The sequence below is a fragment of the Desulfosarcina ovata subsp. ovata genome (assembly GCF_009689005.1).
GTDB lineage: Bacteria > Desulfobacterota > Desulfobacteria > Desulfobacterales > Desulfosarcinaceae > Desulfosarcina > Desulfosarcina ovata.
Genome location: NZ_AP021879.1, coordinates 1,884,451 through 1,902,882 on the forward strand (window position 1 = coordinate 1,884,451; position 18,432 = coordinate 1,902,882).

At 39.9% G+C, this 18,432-nt stretch carries 17 protein-coding genes; 1 reads left to right on the forward strand and 16 read right to left on the reverse strand.

Annotated elements, in window-relative coordinates; all coding sequences use genetic code 11:
• The first annotated feature begins 7 nt into the window (after positions 1-7).
• Entirely contained in the window at positions 8-382 is a 375-nt protein-coding gene (locus GN112_RS08565) for a transposase (RefSeq protein ID WP_155309822.1), read from the forward strand.
• Here GN112_RS08565 and tnpC read toward each other — a convergent pair.
• From tnpC to GN112_RS08645, 16 genes are all read right to left on the reverse strand, one after another.
• Complete coding sequence (gene tnpC / locus GN112_RS08570; RefSeq protein WP_155309823.1) at positions 305-1,879, reverse strand: IS66 family transposase; 1,575 nt, start codon at positions 1,877-1,879, stop codon at positions 305-307. The two genes, GN112_RS08565 and tnpC, sit on opposite strands and share 78 nt — an antisense overlap.
• A 143-nt stretch (positions 1,880-2,022) precedes the next feature.
• Positions 2,023-2,277 (reverse strand): IS66 family insertion sequence element accessory protein TnpB, encoded by a 255-nt coding sequence (gene tnpB / locus GN112_RS08575; RefSeq protein WP_155309824.1) that lies wholly within the window; start codon positions 2,275-2,277, stop codon positions 2,023-2,025.
• Positions 2,274-2,603, reverse strand: a complete 330-nt coding sequence (gene tnpA, locus GN112_RS08580; RefSeq protein ID WP_155309825.1) for an IS66 family insertion sequence element accessory protein TnpA — start codon at positions 2,601-2,603, stop codon at positions 2,274-2,276. Before tnpA ends, tnpB begins: the two co-directional genes overlap by 4 nt.
• Positions 2,604-2,805: 202 nt before the next feature.
• On the reverse strand, positions 2,806-3,843 hold the full coding sequence (locus tag GN112_RS08585; protein ID WP_155309826.1) for a glycosyltransferase family 4 protein: 1,038 nt from the start codon (positions 3,841-3,843) through the stop codon (positions 2,806-2,808).
• 174 nt (positions 3,844-4,017) lie between these two features.
• Complete coding sequence (locus GN112_RS08590; protein ID WP_231716967.1) at positions 4,018-5,520, reverse strand: IS5 family transposase; 1,503 nt, start codon at positions 5,518-5,520, stop codon at positions 4,018-4,020.
• A 354-nt stretch (positions 5,521-5,874) separates the two neighbouring features.
• Positions 5,875-7,041 (reverse strand): IS4 family transposase, encoded by a 1,167-nt coding sequence (locus tag GN112_RS08595; RefSeq protein WP_155309827.1) that lies wholly within the window; start codon positions 7,039-7,041, stop codon positions 5,875-5,877.
• A 260-nt stretch (positions 7,042-7,301) separates the two neighbouring features.
• Positions 7,302-8,468, reverse strand: a complete 1,167-nt coding sequence (locus tag GN112_RS08600; protein ID WP_155309828.1) for a glycosyltransferase family 4 protein — start codon at positions 8,466-8,468, stop codon at positions 7,302-7,304.
• A gap of 300 nt (positions 8,469-8,768) precedes the next feature.
• A complete protein-coding gene (locus GN112_RS08605; protein ID WP_155309829.1) occupies positions 8,769-9,848 on the reverse strand; it encodes a glycosyltransferase in 1,080 nt (359 codons plus the stop codon).
• Positions 9,849-9,925: 77 nt separating this feature from the next.
• Positions 9,926-11,221, reverse strand: coding sequence for an O-antigen ligase family protein (locus GN112_RS08610; RefSeq protein WP_162458845.1), 1,296 nt, complete (start codon positions 11,219-11,221; stop codon positions 9,926-9,928).
• 87 nt (positions 11,222-11,308) lie between these two features.
• Entirely contained in the window at positions 11,309-11,896 is a 588-nt protein-coding gene (locus GN112_RS08615; RefSeq protein WP_155309831.1) for an arsenate reductase/protein-tyrosine-phosphatase family protein, read from the reverse strand.
• A gap of 10 nt (positions 11,897-11,906) precedes the next feature.
• Positions 11,907-13,010, reverse strand: a complete 1,104-nt coding sequence (locus GN112_RS08620; RefSeq protein WP_155309832.1) for a glycosyltransferase family 4 protein — start codon at positions 13,008-13,010, stop codon at positions 11,907-11,909.
• A complete protein-coding gene (locus tag GN112_RS08625) occupies positions 13,007-14,212 on the reverse strand; it encodes a carboxylate--amine ligase (RefSeq protein ID WP_155309833.1) in 1,206 nt (401 codons plus the stop codon). The genes GN112_RS08620 and GN112_RS08625 overlap by 4 nt, the downstream gene beginning before the upstream one ends.
• Positions 14,213-14,214: 2 nt before the next feature.
• Positions 14,215-15,189: a polysaccharide deacetylase family protein gene (locus GN112_RS08630; protein WP_155309834.1), complete on the reverse strand. Its 975-nt coding sequence runs from the start codon at positions 15,187-15,189 to the stop codon at positions 14,215-14,217.
• 12 nt (positions 15,190-15,201) lie between these two features.
• Positions 15,202-16,287 (reverse strand): GNAT family N-acetyltransferase, encoded by a 1,086-nt coding sequence (locus GN112_RS08635; protein ID WP_155309835.1) that lies wholly within the window; start codon positions 16,285-16,287, stop codon positions 15,202-15,204.
• Positions 16,288-16,311: 24 nt separating this feature from the next.
• The gene (locus GN112_RS08640; RefSeq protein WP_162458846.1) at positions 16,312-17,496 is read right to left on the reverse strand and encodes a DUF362 domain-containing protein; all 1,185 of its coding nucleotides are present in this window, start codon (positions 17,494-17,496) and stop codon (positions 16,312-16,314) included.
• A gap of 40 nt (positions 17,497-17,536) precedes the next feature.
• Positions 17,537-18,430 (reverse strand): formyl transferase, encoded by an 894-nt coding sequence (locus GN112_RS08645; protein ID WP_155309837.1) that lies wholly within the window; start codon positions 18,428-18,430, stop codon positions 17,537-17,539.
• Between the last annotated feature and the right edge of the window lie 2 nt (positions 18,431-18,432).

Genomic DNA, 18,432 nt, shown 5'->3' on the forward strand with positions numbered 1-18,432 from the left:
GAAATTCATGGTCTATAGAAAAATGGGCAATTCTCTCGGATTTGCAAACCTGGCAATGGCAAGTTCCCTCAAACATAACCGCAGCCTCAAACGCATGAACACTCTCAATGACACCATCGATTGGAATCGCGTTGAACAGATCCTAATGGATCACCATACAGTCGGTGCCAGTGGTGAAGGCGTTGCCGCATACCCTCCATTAATGTTGTTTAAATGCATGCTCCTTCAAAAATGGTTCCGTATCAACTACGATCCCAAACTCGAAAACCAGATCAATGATCGCTTGTCGTTTAAAAGTAAGCGTCTAATCAACCACACCCTTGGCGGAAGCGCTCAGCATGGCCTTGTCAATTCGGTTTGGCAGCAATGCGAGAAAGTCTGATTCATTTTGAGCAAGAGGAATGTTTTCGAACAAATAGCGAAGGTAGGCATAAGGCTCCAGGCAATTAGCCTTGGCCGTTTCGATTAAACTGAAAAATGTGGCGCTGGCATCCGCTCCATTCGGACCGCCGGCAAACAACCAGTTCTTACGGCCCAGCACGAATGGTCGAATGGCATTTTCGGCGACATTGTTATCCGGCTTCAGGAATCCGGCCTCGATGTAAACAACCAGCCGCTCCCATTGATTCAACGTGTACTGAATCGCCTTGCCGATGAGGCTCTTCGGAGGAACCTGGGAATGGTAGGTATCCAGCCAGGCTTTGAATCTATCCAGTATCGGCTTGGACTTTTCCTGCCGTAGATCCTTGGTTTGCTCAATGGTAAGTTCATTTTGCCTAGCGTACTTTTCAATATGGTATAGTTCTTTGAAAAAAACCAGCGCCTCGTCGGCCAAGCCTTTGGTCGCCGCCTTGTTGCCCCGCTTCTTCTTGCGGACCTTGACCACGGCCATGAACTTGCGCCTCGCATGCACCATGCAGCCCAATAGGGTAATGTCCGGTTTTTCGGACAAATGATCATATCCGATATAACCGTCACTCTGGATATAGCCCCGATAGCCGTCCACGATCTTCAGCGCGATTTCTCCACTACGGGTGGGATGATAACGGTACAAAACGACCGGTGCATCCAGCGGCCCTCCGTAAAATACCCACATATACGATTTGGCGGTATTGCTACGGCCAGGTTCGTTAAGCACCTGCAATGGGCTTTCGTCGATATTGATCATTGGTCCGCCGCGAATCTCTTGCGCCATCAGATCAATGAGCGGCCCGCAACGAGCAGCCGCCTGAATCATCCAGTTGGCAAGGGTTGACCGCGACAATTCGACGCCCAATCGGTCGAAGATCTTTTGTTGGCGATACAAAGGCAGGGCATCGGCAAACTTTGAAACGGCGATGTGGGCCAGCAGTCCCTCGGTGGCGTTGCTTTTGGGAATCAGTTGCACGGGAGGCGGAGCGATTTTGACGGTTGGGCCATCGTCTTCAACCCCTTCGCAGTGTTTACAAGCGTATTTGGGACGAATATGGCGGATCACCCGAACCTTGGCCGGGATGTAATCGAGCTTTTCGCAGACTTCTTCACCGATGCGGCTTAACTCCGCCCCGCAGGCGCAACGCTTCTCCTCTTCGGGCAGATCGTGAACGACATCTACCCGCGGCAAGTCCTCGGGCAACGGTTTGCGCCCACGCTTTTTGCGGGTGTGCTCCGGGACTACAATTTTTTCGTCCTCTTGAATGGGCTCGACCGGTGTATCGGAGCCGAACAACGGCAACTGGTTGGGATGGATTGACGACAACGATTCGCTTCTGCGGCCAAAGATCTCATTTTGAAGCAGGCGCACCATCTCTTTCAGATGGTCAATTTCATGCTGCTGGGTGGAGATAATTTGCCTTAGCGATTCGGCATCGTCGGGCAGCTTGTTCGGCTCCAAAGACATGCCCGCTATATATCACAACATGCTGTATTTGTATATATTTATTTCTATTTCTCAGCTTGCGTGACGGCAGCTTAAATGCTCATGAGCGTGTGTATAATCCAGTCCGGCGAGAAGCCATTCCAGCTCTTTCGTTTCAAGAGAAATCACCTGTTCGGTGGTGTGGGCCAATGGAAACGGTGCTTCTCCAGCCGTTTGTGCCATAGGGCGAATCCGTTTCTGTCCCAATACAAAATTTTTATCATGTTACGCCGTCGGTTGCAGAAAACGAAAAGATCTCCGTCAAAGGGATTCATATCCATGGCACGTTCCACCAAAACCGATAGTCCGTCGATCGATTTTCGCATGTCGGTATGCCCCACGGCCAGAAACACACGCTGGGGGTTATGTGGCAGCATCATAAAGAGGCCACCATGGCGATGAGTCGATCAACTTCCGTACAACTGAGCTGGCTTCCTATCTCGATGGTGTACCCATTGGGAGTGTGGATGCGAACGGATGGTTTATTGAAGGAGGCGCTTCCGGTCAGGGATACCGGCAAAAACGATACTCGGTTGTTCCCACCGGATTTGATGCGCCGCCGCCAATCATAAAATCGGTGGAGAATCAGGTCATGCTGTACACAATAGGCCCTTTGGCTCAGACCGCTTGCCTGCCACCGCTCGATATGCGTTTGCCAAAAGTTTCGCCTTTGCTGGGGATCGAATGAATCGTAGTCTTCCGGCATGATATCTTCTCCTTTCTCTGGAGAAGGATATTGCCATGCCTGGTCGTCCTTGTGAAGATGGGGTTTATTGGCTGCTTACGTTTAAAAAGTGGCCTCTCTTTCGATCGGCCATCGCTTGATCATTCAACTTTCTCACGGTGTGGATCAAATCAGTACTGAAATACTGCGTAATTCGAAGGCAAGGGTGATTCCCCATAGTCTTTCAAATCCTTGTAATCACCTTTTCTAGCATCCTCGTGAATTGTTGCATTTTAAATTTCGTACGAACCTTTATAGAAGCACGAAGTGCCATCTCCTCTGCTTCAAATGGATCATCAAGAATTGATTGAATCTCATCGGCCATTGCATCAATGCTTGTTGAAGTCGTGTATCGAACGTGTTTTTTATCCTGCAGGTACTCTGAAAGAACTGGTGTCTTTGTAGCCACTGTCGGTATGCCCAAGGCTGAACTTTCCAGCAATGCCCGGATACCAGAAAGATGACTTGTTCCTTGCTTCAGAGGAATCACAGCCATGGCAGAATTTGAGTAAAGTTCAAACAACTGCGTATAGGTAATGTTCTGGAATACCTGGACAAGATTTGAAGACAGGGCTTTTTGGGGTGCTAGATAAGGGAGAGTTACAAGTTTTAACGCTACTCCAAGCTTCTCGCATGCCGAAAAAAGGGTATCAAAGTCTCGCCCCAGATCTCTTCCTACTGCGAAAACATAATTTCTTTTCTTTGGTTTCTTTATATGCTCTGGGTAAAAATTTGTGTCTATACAATAAGGCATTACATCGAAACGCGATATCGGCAGTTCAAAAGCTTCTGCCCATTGAAGGGCCTGTTGCATCGAATAGCAACATACAGCACTCGCATATTTAAGGTTATAAGCAATCGCCATGCGCCTGTGCCGCCGTAAAGGGATATCGAACATGGCATCAAGGTAAATTAACGGTTTACCTAGAAGCCTTGCCTCTGTAAGCAGAGTTGCCGAAAAATCGTCCTTTACAATAATGATATCACTTTTCCGCATATTTCTTATTGTAGTTGGGCAGGGGAGTTCGCAAATCCGCTTTAAATTTCGTCTCAAATGCCCCGCTCTACCTTCCCACCTGGAGTCCGATATCTCTGCATCCCATCCAAGATTACGAAGTTCAAATAAGCCATAAAGGCGATCACTAGGAACGAGGCCTTTTTTGACTTCTGTAAGTCGAGGATTCGCGCGATCAGGGAAGAGAAAAAGAAGTTTTGAGTTCATATTATACCTTCTGAGCGGTGTTAAAATTTGCAATCACCGACACCCCGCTTAGCGGGTGGTTTGATGAAGCCCCATCCGAGGAGGGCGATGTTGTTGGGAAAGCCCTCAGACCACTGTATTTCGACGGCATGCTCAAACATAGATAGAGGCTCCTGAATAACGATTTTTGTTCCGTCACAACTGGGCTGATGGTGATAAAGGCCCCAATGCGATGTAAAATCCACGTTGAACCAAAAGCATTCTTGCTCTGTGAAAAACGAAAAAAAGAAGGGTGGCCAGCCACCGCTTCAGATACATCATCAGAAAGCTCAGCATGATCGCGGTTTCACTTGTATGCGAAAGCTTGGTCATGATCCGATTCAAACTATAGCGGCGTTTGCCCTGTCCGAACTTGCCTTCAACCGCATTGCGATCGACCTCATCTTGTCGGGCTTGCTTTTTGGCGGCTTTGAGTTCTTCGGCATTTGCCGCAGTCACCTTTGGTGGTCGCCCTAACTTGGGACCCGACAGGCGGATCTTGTGATCTTTGCAGTACCGCCGGTTCTCCCGATTACGATAAATCTTGTCTGCATGGACCGACTCCGGATAGCAGCCAAACCGCTTTCGGTAGGCTTTGATCTGAGCAATGAGATCAACCCCCTCGTTGAAGTTGTCCCAACTGATCCGGTCCACAAAGCTGATACCGTCGACAAGGCTGATGCTGATCTTGGCTCCAAACTCCGTATCCGATCCGGCCTTGCCGCGTTTGATGGGACGCACATGCGGTTGGCTGATGCTCACGATGCGATCGTCAATGCGCACGCTGCTATGGTCGTACATCCATTGCTGCTGGCGCTGGACCTCGGCGATAACCAGCAGGTCTTTGTATAAACCCCGACCAAGGACGCCTATTCCGGTGTGTTGGGCCAGCTGATCGATGGATTTGAGGTTGCGTCGCAAATAGCCAAGCTGCTGACGCCGGCAACGCCGCATCTTCTTACGACTGACGCGCTTGTCCTTGGCCACCGACAGAAACTGTTTCCTGGCCCGTTGCCGATAGGTACGCGGCTTTTTATGCCCTCTTTCACGGACCTTGTGAAGTTCATCGATGATCTGTTCCCTCTTCTCACGGGCCTTATTGAGGAGTTTGAGATCTGTCGGGTATGTGATGTCCGCGGGTGCGCAGGTAGCATCCACCAGCAACTGCCCTTGATTGAAAAGGGGTTGCTGCTCGCCGCTTCCATCATTGCTGTCTTCTTGAATCGGTGGCGGATCCTGTGGCGACTTTTGGTTTTCACGAACCTTTTGGGCGATGGCATTGTTTACCTGGTTGAGAACATCCGCAGGAAAACGCTTGCGAAAATGAACGAACAGGGATGCATCGAACGGAGGTTCGGTGATAAATGCCTTTAACCCACAAAAGTACTGGAGATACGGGTTCTCAGTGATCTGCTCGACACAGTCTCTGTCACTTACGCCCAGCTCTTCTTTGATGATCAATGCCGCCAGGGCCATCCTGACCGGTAGCGCCGGATGACCCGTACCGGAACGTGATAAGTTCTTCTGATAGCGTTCTTCGAACTGCTCCCAGGGGATCAAGGCGGCTAATTTCACCCACTTGTTGTCGCGTGACAGGTGCCCTTGAAAGGGCAGGGAAAATTCAACGAATTCGAGCTGCTTCAAATTGTGTTTGTACATGATTTTCGTGTCAGAAGGCGCAAGGTTTTTGGAAAGAATTGATGGATCTTCGTGCACTTACGGCACCAAATATAGCAAATTAAAGTAAATTTTTCAAGTGCTTACTGATTGTCCAGCAGGCCCTAAATAAAAATGGTCAGGCATCGTATGTCCTTCAAACAACTCAATCTCTTTTTGCAGACACGGACGGATCCTGGGCAATCAATCCGATCCTTTTCAAAATTCCAAGTATAACGTCTCTTGTAGATACTTCGATAAAAATACGATGTGATATTTGCAGTCCCATCTGACATGTAATAGTGATTTTCAATCTCGCATAGGTTCTTTCTTATATTTCCCCTCAGCAATATCCGGTTAGGTCTTTGCACATAAATGTTGATGTTCCCGCTCTTTAAAAAATTGAGGACCTGGCTCAACTCCAGCGGACACACGAAGTTCATTTTGTATTTTGATCCGTAACTCTCGAACCCGCTTTATAGTGACCGGCTCACCATGGTTTTCATAACAATGGATGGCAAGCAGAAGATAGGTAATGAGGCCACCAAAAACTTGTACCATCAAGCCGTGCTTTGTTCTGGCAATTAAATGATAGACCCTCAGATGGCGTTTCCACCAAGCAAAGAAGTTTTCAACATCCCATCTGAGTTTATAAACTTCGGCGATTTGCTCGGCTGTCAGATCTCTTCGATCCGTAGCGATCCAGTAATCGACGCCTTCAACCCGGTACCCTACGAGTCGAACAGGTTTTTGTGACTGATTTTTGTTTTCCTTGGTACCAAGCAGCACTTCGGCATCATAGAAGACGATACTCTCCGGACAGACATCATTTGCAAAAACAACAGTTTTGACCGTGCTGGCTTTGATCCGAATAATGAAATGCTTGTTTTGATCTTGCAAATGATCAAACAGGGCATGCTCTTGGTATCCTCGATCGGCAACCACGGTATGGCCAGCAGGGGTGATAGGATCGACAAAGGGCCTTTCAGCTCCATTGCCGTCCGTGAAGAAAATTTTCGATGGAATCCCGCGGTTCAAATCAAGGCCAAAGTGGATTTTACATTTTTTGGAGCGATTACGGTAATCCGCCCAGAGCATGGACATAGTTGCATCGATGAGTGAACCATCAAGGGCAATAAGTTTGCCGAAATCGGGGCAACGATTGGGGAGTAAGCCAGATGCCTTTTGGCGGAGTTTTTCGAAAACAATTTGGAGTTGTTCGAGCCCTCTTGAGTTGATGGCTTCCGAGAAGCTGCTTTTTTTTATGCCATTTTCCGGGGCTATGTTTTCCCGAGCAAAGTCATCCTCCTCAAGGACCTGAAGCATGTGGCGGGCAGAGACATGCTCTTCGAGGTGGTAGAAAATCAACATTTTCAATTGGTCTTCGAAGGTCATCTTAAGAGGTCTGTCTCCACGTGACGCGAGCGCTGGTATTTCAGGCATAATGTATTCAACAGGTTGTAAAAATTGAAAAAATGAATCTGAGCGAAGTTTACTCTGATACGGCTGGAATGACCTCGGCATATAACTTCCTGTAATTATAGTATATAACTACAGACCGCCGAAAAAATTTTTATTTATTTGTCAAGAGAAAAACTCACTTTTTTTCATTTTTTTAGCCGTTTATGAGTGCATAAAACGAAAGCAAGAACCTAACCGGACATTACTGATTTCCCCTCGGAGCTTTCCCTTTTTAACAAACTATTATCATATGTCAATCTCGCCATATCTGTTCGAACCTCTTTTGGTTGCTCGGGCATAGCCCAAGGCTTAATTTACTGCAACTATGCATGCCGCACCCCCATATCTAAAGATAGCTGTTTCTTAACCTCCGCGAAGTATCGACGTTGATCAAGTGCAATTACTGCTCTTTGACGTGCTCTATTTGCCAAATAAGTTCGTTCCACAGGGTTTTCAATAAGGCGTGATAGAGTTTCAGCAAGTCCGTATATATCTCCAGGATCAACCAAAATTGCTGCGTTACAATTACCAACAATCTCCGGGACACCTCCAACCCGGGTGGTAATGAGAGGTTTCCCAGCTGCAAGGGCCTCAGATACTGCAGATGGGCAGGCATCTCCCCAAATCGATGGGACAACAACAATATCAGCCCTTTTAATATGCGATTCAGTACTTTGTACTTCCCCAAGAAAAGTAAATAATCCTCTAAGTCTTAAATTATTCGCCAAACTCTTAAAGTATTGTAAATCAGGTCCATCACCAGCATAAAAAACTTCGAAATTATTAAGATAAAATCTATCTCTGAGTAATGCAGTCGCCTCTATCAGAATGGCTATACCTTTGTAAATTGTTGCGCGCCCGCCACAATAAATCTTTATTGGTCCAGAGTGATTAGACATATCGAATGGCGCAAATTTCTCTATATCCACTCCATTTAAAATTTTTACTACACGGCTTGATGGTACTTTCGCTTTTACAACAAGCCTTCTGCGGACGAAATTAGAAACCGTATAGACTCGTGTCGCTTGGATGAATGGCATTCGACAAAAAATCCATTTAATAAAACCAATAAAACCTCTTTCAGGCTTTGCTGGGTTTGGGTCTGGAACAGAGACCCGATTATGTACAATAATAGAGCGAACACCAGCAATTCGATACAACGCATAATAAAAACTCGTAGTCGGTTGGTCAGTAAGGTAAATATGGCGAATATTATGAGCTTTTATTTCTCGAATCCAATTAAAGATATCTTTTACGCTTCTTGACAATGGTTGAAGTTCCAGAATACCATCAAAAACACTTTCAGTTGGCCATCCTATATCAGGAACGAAATGCTTGAATGATACCAATGATGCAATTTCATTCTCTTTGCTAAAAATAGCAATTTGCTCGAAAAGACGATAAATATTTTTCCATGCATAGCCAGTTCTGTTTGAGTAATTCGATGCCATTAAAATGCTTGGCTTTTTATTATCTGCTGATTTTTTCAAAATCCGAATCCTAAGAATAAAAGACAAGCTATCCGTTTTTGAGTAAGTCGTTACTGTTAAGAGAGACTCAAACCAAAAACGGTCTCTATAATTTTATAGTTGTCTGGTTTTTTTGAAAAACTCCATCATCGTATCTGGCTACATTAAACTACAAAGAAAATCAGAATGATTAAAACCATATTCGACTGAATTTATAAATTTTTAATCGGACATTCTAAAATAAAATATTTATATTTTTAATATCTTTTTATACAATCATAACCTAAAATTCATCGAAAAAAAAATCCGCTCCTTATATTTTCAGTTATATCTATTTTTGTGTAACCGGTGTGAATGATGGAATTTTAAATGCCTTATGCATAAAATTGGAGCTGCAATGAAAATCCTAATGTAGCTTTTAATGTTTCTTAACCAAGTATTTGGATATTGAGTTACTTGTATACCCCAAATAATTGAGCGAAAAATAGCGAACTTATAACAAGTTATTTTATACAGATAACTCATATTCTTCCAGCGGGGATAATTATATTTTTCAATATGTTTTAAAAGTGTTTCCCATTCTTTGGAAATTTTTTCAAATGAAAATTCATTAGCTCTTTTTTTTCCATTATTTACAATTTTAATATATTGTTCTGGAGAATCGAGCATTGCTTTTAATGCTTTAATCAGTTCATCAAGTGAGTTAACAAATATTGCGTCTTCAGTCTCATTAATTATTTCTTTATATCCATACTCTGGGTTAAGAATTGCAGGCACACAGGCAATCCAGGAATTCACTAATTTATGGCTAGCTTTACTATCAAGATAAAATGGAAATCCATCACGTAGAGCAATTACAACATCGGTAGAGTGGTAGTCTGTCCAGTTGTCTTCATGTATTGTAAATTTTAGGCCATGTTTTTCACAAAAGTCTTTAAATTTTTCGGAATTAAGTTCTGGAGAAACATGACACTTTTTACCAAAAAAAGATAAACGTTTTATATCATTGCTTTTTGGATCTCGAGGTATTATACCATCAATCGGCCAATGTGTTATAAAGAACCTTTTTTTACCATCTGCATGCAGTCCATTCTGTAAGATCTCAACTTGTGCTGAGAATGCTGGTTCCCTATCAACACGTGCGCAAATAATAAAATTATCAATTGACATTTTTGGTGAAAAATCATCTCGGTGGATTATGTTTATTGCGTTTTTTTCTAAACTTTCCGAAAGTGTTAAATTTAAAGTAGTGTTTTGCATAATTTTAAAGGTTTTTAGTATGTAGGCTTCTTTTCCAGTTTTGAATATCCTATCGTCAACGAAACGAACATCGTTAATCGATTGTAGTTTATTTTCATTCAACCATTTGTTAATACCCAAAAAAACAAAATTGAATTTCATTTTTTTTACCTTCTAAACGATTAGAACTCGTCTTTTGGAATAAACATAAATATATTGTCTAAAGTCTGAATAAATGTTTATAAAAATTGAGCTATCCTACGTTCATTTTTCCACATGGCATCAATTATTGCTACAAAAGTAATATGCATCCAAAAAAATGGATAGTAAGCTACAGAGACAAATTGACCAGCGACAAGATATCCCACAAGTGCCAGATTCATTCCTTTTGTCAATTTATAAATAAATAAATCGTTGGCCATTACTGCCTCTTTACCGATTTTTGATGTATGGTAAAAAGCCATAATTATTAACCCAAAATAGATAGTAAGCCCAGTAAAGCCAGTATCAGTTCCAATCTGAATAAATATATTATGTGGCAACTCAACAATGCCCAATTTTGCATGATGTGGTATAATAATATCTTCATTATAGTGAAGCTTGTAATAAGGTACAAAATTATAATAACCAACGCCTAACAAGGGATGTTCTTTAATCATTTGCAAGCCATGTTTCCAATAAAGTAGTCTCTGTATAGACGTATCATCCTTTCCCATATCTTCAAATCTAACTTTTTGTTGATTTGGTAGCAATTGATAACTAATCATTAAAATTGCAATAGTGGCAATCAATATCTTGAGGCGGTGCTTAGAAATACCTATCAACATAAAAATTTGGGAAAACAGTGCTATTTGCCCTCCTCTTGAGCTAGCTCCGAGTACAGTCATCACAGCAGTTATTGGCATGAGATATAACAGCTTGGTTTTCCATTTCTTGAGATGATCTTTGATGCCAATGGTGAAAAAAAGAGCAATAGGTGCAAAGACAACCATCTGAATCGAAAGTTCTCCGGAATTCTGAAAAAATCCTTGAGGGCCCATCAAGCCCCATTTTGTGAATGCAAAACCTCGCATCGCCCAAGTCCGCGCTCCAAAAAAAGAAAGTTTGAAACTTGAAAGCAAAAATATTAATAGTATAATGTAAAAACGTTCTCGTGTTGTAACAACCTGCGTTAATACAAAAAATATCACTACCCAACTGAAGTAATCGTTAAATTTATTCCATGAAATTTCAGGCCAAATGGCGTAATAAGATGATAGAATTACAATAAACAAATAAAAAAATACATTGGTTGTTATCCCAGACCAATGTATTTTTTTATCTTCTCCTTCAAAAATCCAACCAATGAAAGCTAAGATGATGAATGATTGTGCCCATGATGAATAGACATCAAGATAGGGCACCAAAGTTTGAGGGCGAACATATTCGAAAAATAAATACAGGCATGCCATTTTGAAAGCAAAACTATCATGCTTAAAAACTTCCCAAACACTTCTAATTTTTAAAGAATAAAGATTCTCTATATTAGTTTGCATTTGATAATTACCAAATCCTAGTCTCGCCGGACCGGTCCGAACCTCTTCGGGTCGCTCGGGCATAGCCCGAGGTTTAATTTACTGCGATTAACAATCAATCTTTAACTTTAATAATAAGTTTATCAAACATTTTTCTATTTTCAAAAAAGTTTTCTTGTATTGTGTCTCATCAAGTCCGAAGGGATCATAAATATTGCAGAACAATCTATTGGGCCAGTTCAAGAAATCAGTCATCAAAAATAAATTTTTATCCAATTCAGGAAAAATATTTTTCCATGATTTGTAGTGCTTAAATTCTAAGGCGACAATCAAATCCGAATCATAACGGCACCTGCTAATATCTTTGGATTGATGATCAACAATTTCTACACCAAATTCTTTTGCAGTGTTGATCGTCTCTTGGGGGATATTGCCTTCTTTACCAAGAACAACATCCGTGCCACATGATTGTATTAATAAATCAAAACGTTTTGAAATCGATTTAAAATAGTATTCAGCAAATACACTTCTACATATATTTCCGGAACAAATAAAAACTATGGATTTAATTTTCTTTTTCGGGATTGGTTTTTTATAATAAATATTGTAAATCGATGATTCTACTATTGTTTTAATCAATAGTTTTGTTGATCTCTTTATATCACCGTTAATTATTTTTTTTTCCATTTTATGCATATTTATATCTTCATTTATTAGTTAGTAATAAAGATAGATATTTCATTATCATGGATTGAATATTGAACTTCGTATTTACATCATCAATCGCTGTTACAGCTCTTCCTTTAGCCTTGTCATATTGTGTTACTATTTCTCTCAACCCTATAACAAGGCTTTCAACTGAATTAGCATTCACCATAATTCCATTTATCCCAGAATCAACGATCTCTTCAGGACCTCCGCTTTTGGTAACCACTATTGGGATACCACAAGCCATGGCTTCAATGGTAGAGATGGAAAAGCCTTCAGTCGTTGATGGCAGGACAAAAGCGTCAAAATTATTCAATACATTCGCAACATTTCCCCGAAAACCAATAAATGTCAGATAATCTCTTAAATTGAGATCTTTGATCTTCTTTAATAAACTTTCATACAGCTTACCGGAACCTTGACCTGCTATAATGAACCGACATTGAGGGAATTCTTTGATAACCTGAGTTGCGGCGACAATGAGAATATCATACCCCTTTGCCGGACGAATATTGCCGATAGATCCGAAAACAATATTATCGTTTGTAAATCCAAGTTCCTTTCGGACATTATCTGCCTTGGCAGGCTTAAATACATCTGTGTCGATTCCGTTATAGATGGTTATGCTTTTTTTTCTGGATACAATTGTGTGTTGTTGATAATGCGCTTTCAATTGATCAGAGACGAAGACAATATGCTTCGATCCCCAATTGATCAATCTGAACTTGAAATCGACCAACGATTCGTTTTCACTGGTGTCCACAAATCCGTGAAATACGGAAATGACCGGTACCCGGCAAATCAACCCGGCCAGACTGCAATAGACATTGGATCCAAACAAGTGCGATAGGACGATGTCAATCTTCTTCGATTTAATTATTCTTATGAGATGATACAGGTACTTAAAGCTGAATCCACCCTTGGACTTGACTATGATTGGAACGACGCCTCTATCGTTCAGCTGTTCATGCACCCACCCCTTGCGAGGAATCACCGCATGGGAACGACAATTGTGTTTTTCCAGCCCGGTCACCAAGTTGATAAAGACCGTTTCCGCTCCTCCCGGCCCGCCGGTATCGATGGCGTGCAGAATATTGATCATAGCAGGTCCTTAACATATTGTCGTACCTCGGATATAAAAGGTTTCATATCATCCAATTTTAAAACGTCGAAGGTGGTCATTCGGTCGTAGATCCGGAGGAAGTCCATCAACGAATCGAATCGATAACTGAGTGCCCCACTATCCGTCGCAATCGGGCGAGGCGTTTTCAGTCGAATCAGGAGGTGATCCAGGGTGCCTAGTAACCATTTCAGCTTCAACCCTGCCTGATACTTTATTTGATGTGTTGTTTGCCTAACTTCATGCAGATAGTCGAGCAGCAGGAGCGGAAAATCCACACCTGACGAAATGGCCAATTGCAATGATCCCCAAAAACGTCCGTTGATTTCCATCAATTTGGCTTGGCCGTCAGTTAGATCCCTTTTGAACTCCACCATTGCGACGCCCCGCCATTTAACCGAAGCCAGCAGCCTGTTTGAAGCCTCGGCCATCTCAGGATCGATGGGAACGCTTTGGCAGACCACGCTAACGCCGCCGGACGGCGGCTTCTCCCTGATTCTCTGATGGGAAAACAAGGCCAAGTGCTTGTCTTCGTCAAACAAGGTGAACAGCCCCGTACCCGGCCCCTGGATCTTTTCCTGGATCATGGAGGGATAATCCAGCGCCTCGATTGTATCGTACAAGCGTATCAACTCCCCTTTGGATCTGGCATACCGGACAGATGCTGATATGTAGGAGTTTCCCTTTTTTATTTTGGAACGACCGGGCTTGACCACTACCGGAAAATGGTTAATCTGATCAATCTTGGTCTTCAGATCATATTTACTCTGTACAAAAAGGGTTTCAGGTATGGATAGGCCCATCTGCTTGGCGCGTTGAAACAGCTCGAACTTATTTGAAATGGTATCGAATTGATCTGCCTCAACTGATGCCAGAATGCACCTTGCCTCTATTTCTTTGCGCACATTGTTGAGTGCGTAGATTGTGGCCTCGGTCATGGGATAGACCACATCAACGGATTCCCGCCGTATCAGGTGAATGACCTCATTAGAATAATCTTTTGGCGTTGATAGAGGATCAGAAAGGATATAACTCTTGAAGCAATATTTAGAGGATGCTGAAATAGAGGTTTTTATCTTTGAAGATACAATAATCTTGTGGCAACATTTTCCAAGAGAACGGGTAACCGCCAATGATGATCGATTTTCTCCGTCTGTTACGAGAATAGTTAGTTTTTTAGCCATTGCTATCGAGTAGATTTTTGCTTTTCATCAGCAAATTCTGACAATGTTTGAGATTCAATGCCATTTCGTCTTTCAAAGGAAATAAAATCAGATATTTTTTCTAAAAGACGCTCAACATCTTTCCTTGTCGTGGTAAATGGGCTTAGCCCTTCGACTAGGCTGCTTGAATGAAAGGTCAGGTTCAGGCAATTGAACTTATTTTTTCTTAATTGTTTGCTGAGTTTGATCATTGTATCAAGAGATTCAATTTCGGGAGATAACCAGGCTTTAGAAACAATATTCAAGTAATCCAGCAGACCGACTAAATGGATTCTTTTAAATATATCTTGTTCTGCAAACTTTAAAAATCTGTTCCTAAGATCGAAATTTGACTGAAGGAATCCAACGGACACCGGGACCTCAAGTAATTTTCCAATCCTATATATTTTTTTTCCGTTTGATCCATACCAAAAAAAATGCGGTGTTTTATTTGAAAAATCAGGACCATGTTTATGATTCCAGTTAGTATAGGGCGTAATTGAGGAGTCTACTTTGTATTTTAGTTTTACTAACGTCTGGGCTACTTCCTTACTAAAACCGTACCTCCCGGTTCTAAATGAGGTTGGAGCGATGCCAAAATTCTTTTTTATTGTTTGATGCAATAGTGCAATTTTTTTGTAAATCATATTTTCTGGAAGATTGCAGATCATCGTATCGGTCTTGTTTACCGGTTCTAAATCATTCAGTGGTGGTGTGTTCCATGGATGGCAATGCGCTCCAATTTCACAATTTCCTTTTTCCATTATAGGTTTTAAAATATTAATTGAATCTGTGGTGTTTGCAACTGGATAGGTAATCAAATAAGTTGGCTTTACAGAAAACTTATCAAAAATCTTTTGAAGTCGTTCAATTCCTTTAATATTGCAAACAGGATTTACAGTAGGACTATATCTGTTCCAGTTGTCTTCTTCAGTATCAATTGTGATGAGAAGCTTCATAAATTATAGTATCTACCTAAGAATTAATTTACCTATGTTTTTTGACTCTTCAATTAAAGCTGAAATTTTGCAAATAGTACAATCTTGCCAAAATTTTATGCTCACACTTCTTTTTCCTTTGTTTGACCAATGAAATTTATAAGATTCTTCTCCTTTAAGAAAGTCGTATTCTGTTATCTCACTATTAATTTCATTTTTAATGCTTAGACCAACAATAATATTTCCTAGACTGATCTTAGGATTATAATATTTATCTATAACCATCAGATACATAGAAAGTATATTTTTGTATCTTAAATGTAAGAGTGCTGCGACATCGCGATTATCCACTTCTAAATAATCAATTTGTATTATAGCATGATCAGGGCATAACTTGTTGTATTTAATTAAAAGTTGTTTAAATTTTTCACTTTCATAATCAGTCATTTTTTTATAAAATCGAAAATACTTGATAATATCAGAAGAAACAATTTTATCTGATCGTGTGTGATGCCTAGCGGTATTATTTCTATGAAATACCCTGACGTCTTGTTTAAATTTTTTTCGAAAACTCTTCGACATTTTTAAAAAAAATTTTTCCTCATTCGAGGATATGGTGGCAATCGGGGAATAGGATGCTTTTTTCAACTCATAATATTTACCATCATGTTCAATATTATTGCTAAAATGCATTAGAAATAAAGAATCGGATGGAACGTCAATAAAATCAATTTTATTCCAGAAATGTTTGCCTTCATTCATAAGGAAATTATATAACAAGTCGGTGACTATCTTTTCTTTTCCTTTCTTTTGTATAATTTCCATATAATCCGAACCAGCGTATGGTGTTCCGATGAAAAGAAGTTTCTTTACTTTGGTTATTCCAATACTTTCATATTTAAGATAGAAAGGTGCTATCCCGTAAAGTTCATTCTCGATGTATAGAAATATGATGAATAGGTCATTAAAATCTTGTATATAAGTATAAATCCATGCAACACACCACTCCCAGGTTAAGAATACATTAGAAATTGCAGAACGTTCTAGAAGTTGGTTCCATTCATTCTTTTTTTTGAGAATATCATCTATATTCTTAACGATTTCAATTCTTTTTTCCATAATTTTTTTTGGAGTAGTGGCTATTTAAGTTGTAACATCTTTTTGAATATATTCAATTCTTTTATATAATTGTGAAATACTTCTTTCAACTACACCAAGTCCCTTCTTGTTAGCTAACTTTAAATATTCTGAGGATTTTGAAGCTATTTTTCTGTAGCTTTGCTCCTTTTGGATTATGTCTGATAAAACGGATTCTGTCGCAACAGGATCTGTCGAAAAGAAAAGGCTATTTAGTGAATTATTGCCAAGAGTCTTCCATTTAACAGGCAGTCTGCCTTTATAGTTTTTGGTACCATAAAGCGGTGCACCGAAAAGGCCATCTACTATAATTAATCGTGTTTTTTGTTTTATATGTTCATTCCTATAAATATCGCTAATAGCATGATTAATGCAATTGTGAAGTATTGTAGGATATTGTGATCCATTCGAGAATCTAACTGTACCAAAATGATTTTTCATCGCTCCGGAAAGTAGAAGGAATTGATGAGATTTCACTGTAGGAATATTGATTAGATGCTTTGTTTCAGTAAGAACTTTAGGCATATAACAGTCGATATTTTTTCCATCTTCATTAATAGGGGTTGACATAATTATTTTCGCTTTTTTGTCAAATCCTCCTAATCCATAATTCATGCGTTTTTGTATTTTTCCACAAATTGTATTGTCGTATTTCCCAATACAGTTTACTGGGTAATCAATGATTTTTTCAATTAATTTAGGATTAACGCATAAATCGTATACATAAATCTTGTTAGGCTGTACTTTTAGTGAATTAACTAAACTTTTAATAACAGTGTTTATTACCACAGGTGTGGTACAAATATTTTTGTTGTATCCTAACTGCAATGCGTTTAAATTCGGCTTTAACGTAATTATATCACCAGGTTCATAATTTGTTAAAACTTTTAGCCAAGATTCTTTAATCCTACAACTGTTTGTAAAAGTCTTTAGTCCTTCTTCGAATAAAACTGCTACAACATCATTCTTTATATATTCAATATAGTTACCTTTTTTAAAGTCCCAATGGGTTGCTTTGTCATTATACATTCTCAATACAATTGGTTTGTAATCTTTATTCGTATTTAAATTATCTCTCCAGTAATCTCCAAAACATTTTTTAGTTCTTGAAGATGTAAAAAGAGTTGTAACCAATGACAAATAAAAAAAATTTAAAACCTTTAGAAACTGTCTTCTATCAATCCTTTTCATGATCAGCATTCAGAAATCGTAAAAATGGCTTATTGACAAATTAATTGAATAAAATATAACTTTTAGCATTAGTTATCGACTCCAATTTTATATCAATTTTTTCTTTATTATCTATATATTGTGAAAGTATACCTTTTTCAATATTTTTCCAGGATTTTTCGAGCAAAATGACATTCATCATTTCACTCAAATAGAGATCACCCTTTATTTTAAGTTTATGACAAACATGAGTACCGTTTTGTATTTCTTTAATAGTCCTTATCATCATCTTAATACCAATTTTGACTACTTTTGCGTATAGCGTTTCAGGGTTATCCTCTATCTGAATGATAGGTCTGCTTTGGTAAACTATAGAGCCGTCATCAATTCCACTGGTTACGTAATGGACTGTAGCTCCAATATATTCGGGCTCTTTATTTATCAAAGCCCAATGAGTTGTCCACAACCCTCTGTATTTTTGAGAAAGTCCGCCATGAAGATTTAACACACCATTTTTAGGTATCGATAGAATTTCATTCTTTATAATCGATGTCCCACATACAGCTATTAAATCCGTTCGTAACGATTTTATATACTCGATAGACCTTTTGCTATTTATCGTTTCCGGAGAATAAATAGTATACGTAGAACAGGAATCACTGCAAATAATTCTTTTTGATTCTTCTCCGAACATTGAATCATTTGATTCAGTAATTTTTTTACCGTATTTTTTATAAAAATTGTTTGTAATAAAGTGTTCTTTGAGTCTCCGACTTAAAAGAATCGGTGTTAAAATCATCTTTATCAGCTTGTATATTCTTTTAATTTTTGAGATATTCTTCTTTTGATCTTCAATAATTACACCAACTACGTTTAATTCTTTAATAAGCTGATTGGCAAAATAAATATCGGATGGGTCTGAACTTACCAATACAACAATCCTTAAATTAGACATAA

Excerpts from the sequence above, each read along its gene's own strand:
- GN112_RS08645 (WP_155309837.1), bottom strand. The coding sequence starts at position 18,430 with ATGTCTAATTTAAGGATTGTTGTATTGGTAAGTTCAGACCCATCCGAT.
- tnpC (WP_155309823.1), bottom strand. The coding sequence starts at position 1,879 with ATGTCTTTGGAGCCGAACAAGCTGCCCGACGATGCCGAATCGCTAAGG.
- GN112_RS08610 (WP_162458845.1), bottom strand. The coding sequence starts at position 11,221 with ATGCAAACTAATATAGAGAATCTTTATTCTTTAAAAATTAGAAGTGTT.
- GN112_RS08605 (WP_155309829.1), bottom strand. The coding sequence starts at position 9,848 with ATGAAATTCAATTTTGTTTTTTTGGGTATTAACAAATGGTTGAATGAA.
- tnpA (WP_155309825.1), bottom strand. The coding sequence starts at position 2,603 with ATGCCGGAAGACTACGATTCATTCGATCCCCAGCAAAGGCGAAACTTT.
- GN112_RS08630 (WP_155309834.1), bottom strand. The coding sequence starts at position 15,189 with ATGAAGCTTCTCATCACAATTGATACTGAAGAAGACAACTGGAACAGA.
- GN112_RS08595 (WP_155309827.1), bottom strand. The coding sequence starts at position 7,041 with ATGCCGAGGTCATTCCAGCCGTATCAGAGTAAACTTCGCTCAGATTCA.
- GN112_RS08640 (WP_162458846.1), bottom strand. The coding sequence starts at position 17,496 with ATGAAAAGGATTGATAGAAGACAGTTTCTAAAGGTTTTAAATTTTTTT.
- GN112_RS08635 (WP_155309835.1), bottom strand. The coding sequence starts at position 16,287 with ATGGAAAAAAGAATTGAAATCGTTAAGAATATAGATGATATTCTCAAA.
- GN112_RS08590 (WP_231716967.1), bottom strand. The coding sequence starts at position 5,520 with ATGTACAAACACAATTTGAAGCAGCTCGAATTCGTTGAATTTTCCCTG.
- tnpB (WP_155309824.1), bottom strand. The coding sequence starts at position 2,277 with ATGATGCTGCCACATAACCCCCAGCGTGTGTTTCTGGCCGTGGGGCAT.
- GN112_RS08625 (WP_155309833.1), bottom strand. The coding sequence starts at position 14,212 with ATGGCTAAAAAACTAACTATTCTCGTAACAGACGGAGAAAATCGATCA.
- GN112_RS08585 (WP_155309826.1), bottom strand. The coding sequence starts at position 3,843 with ATGAACTCAAAACTTCTTTTTCTCTTCCCTGATCGCGCGAATCCTCGA.
- GN112_RS08620 (WP_155309832.1), bottom strand. The coding sequence starts at position 13,010 with ATGATCAATATTCTGCACGCCATCGATACCGGCGGGCCGGGAGGAGCG.
- GN112_RS08565 (WP_155309822.1), top strand. The coding sequence starts at position 8 with ATGGTCTATAGAAAAATGGGCAATTCTCTCGGATTTGCAAACCTGGCA.
- GN112_RS08615 (WP_155309831.1), bottom strand. The coding sequence starts at position 11,896 with ATGCATAAAATGGAAAAAAAAATAATTAACGGTGATATAAAGAGATCA.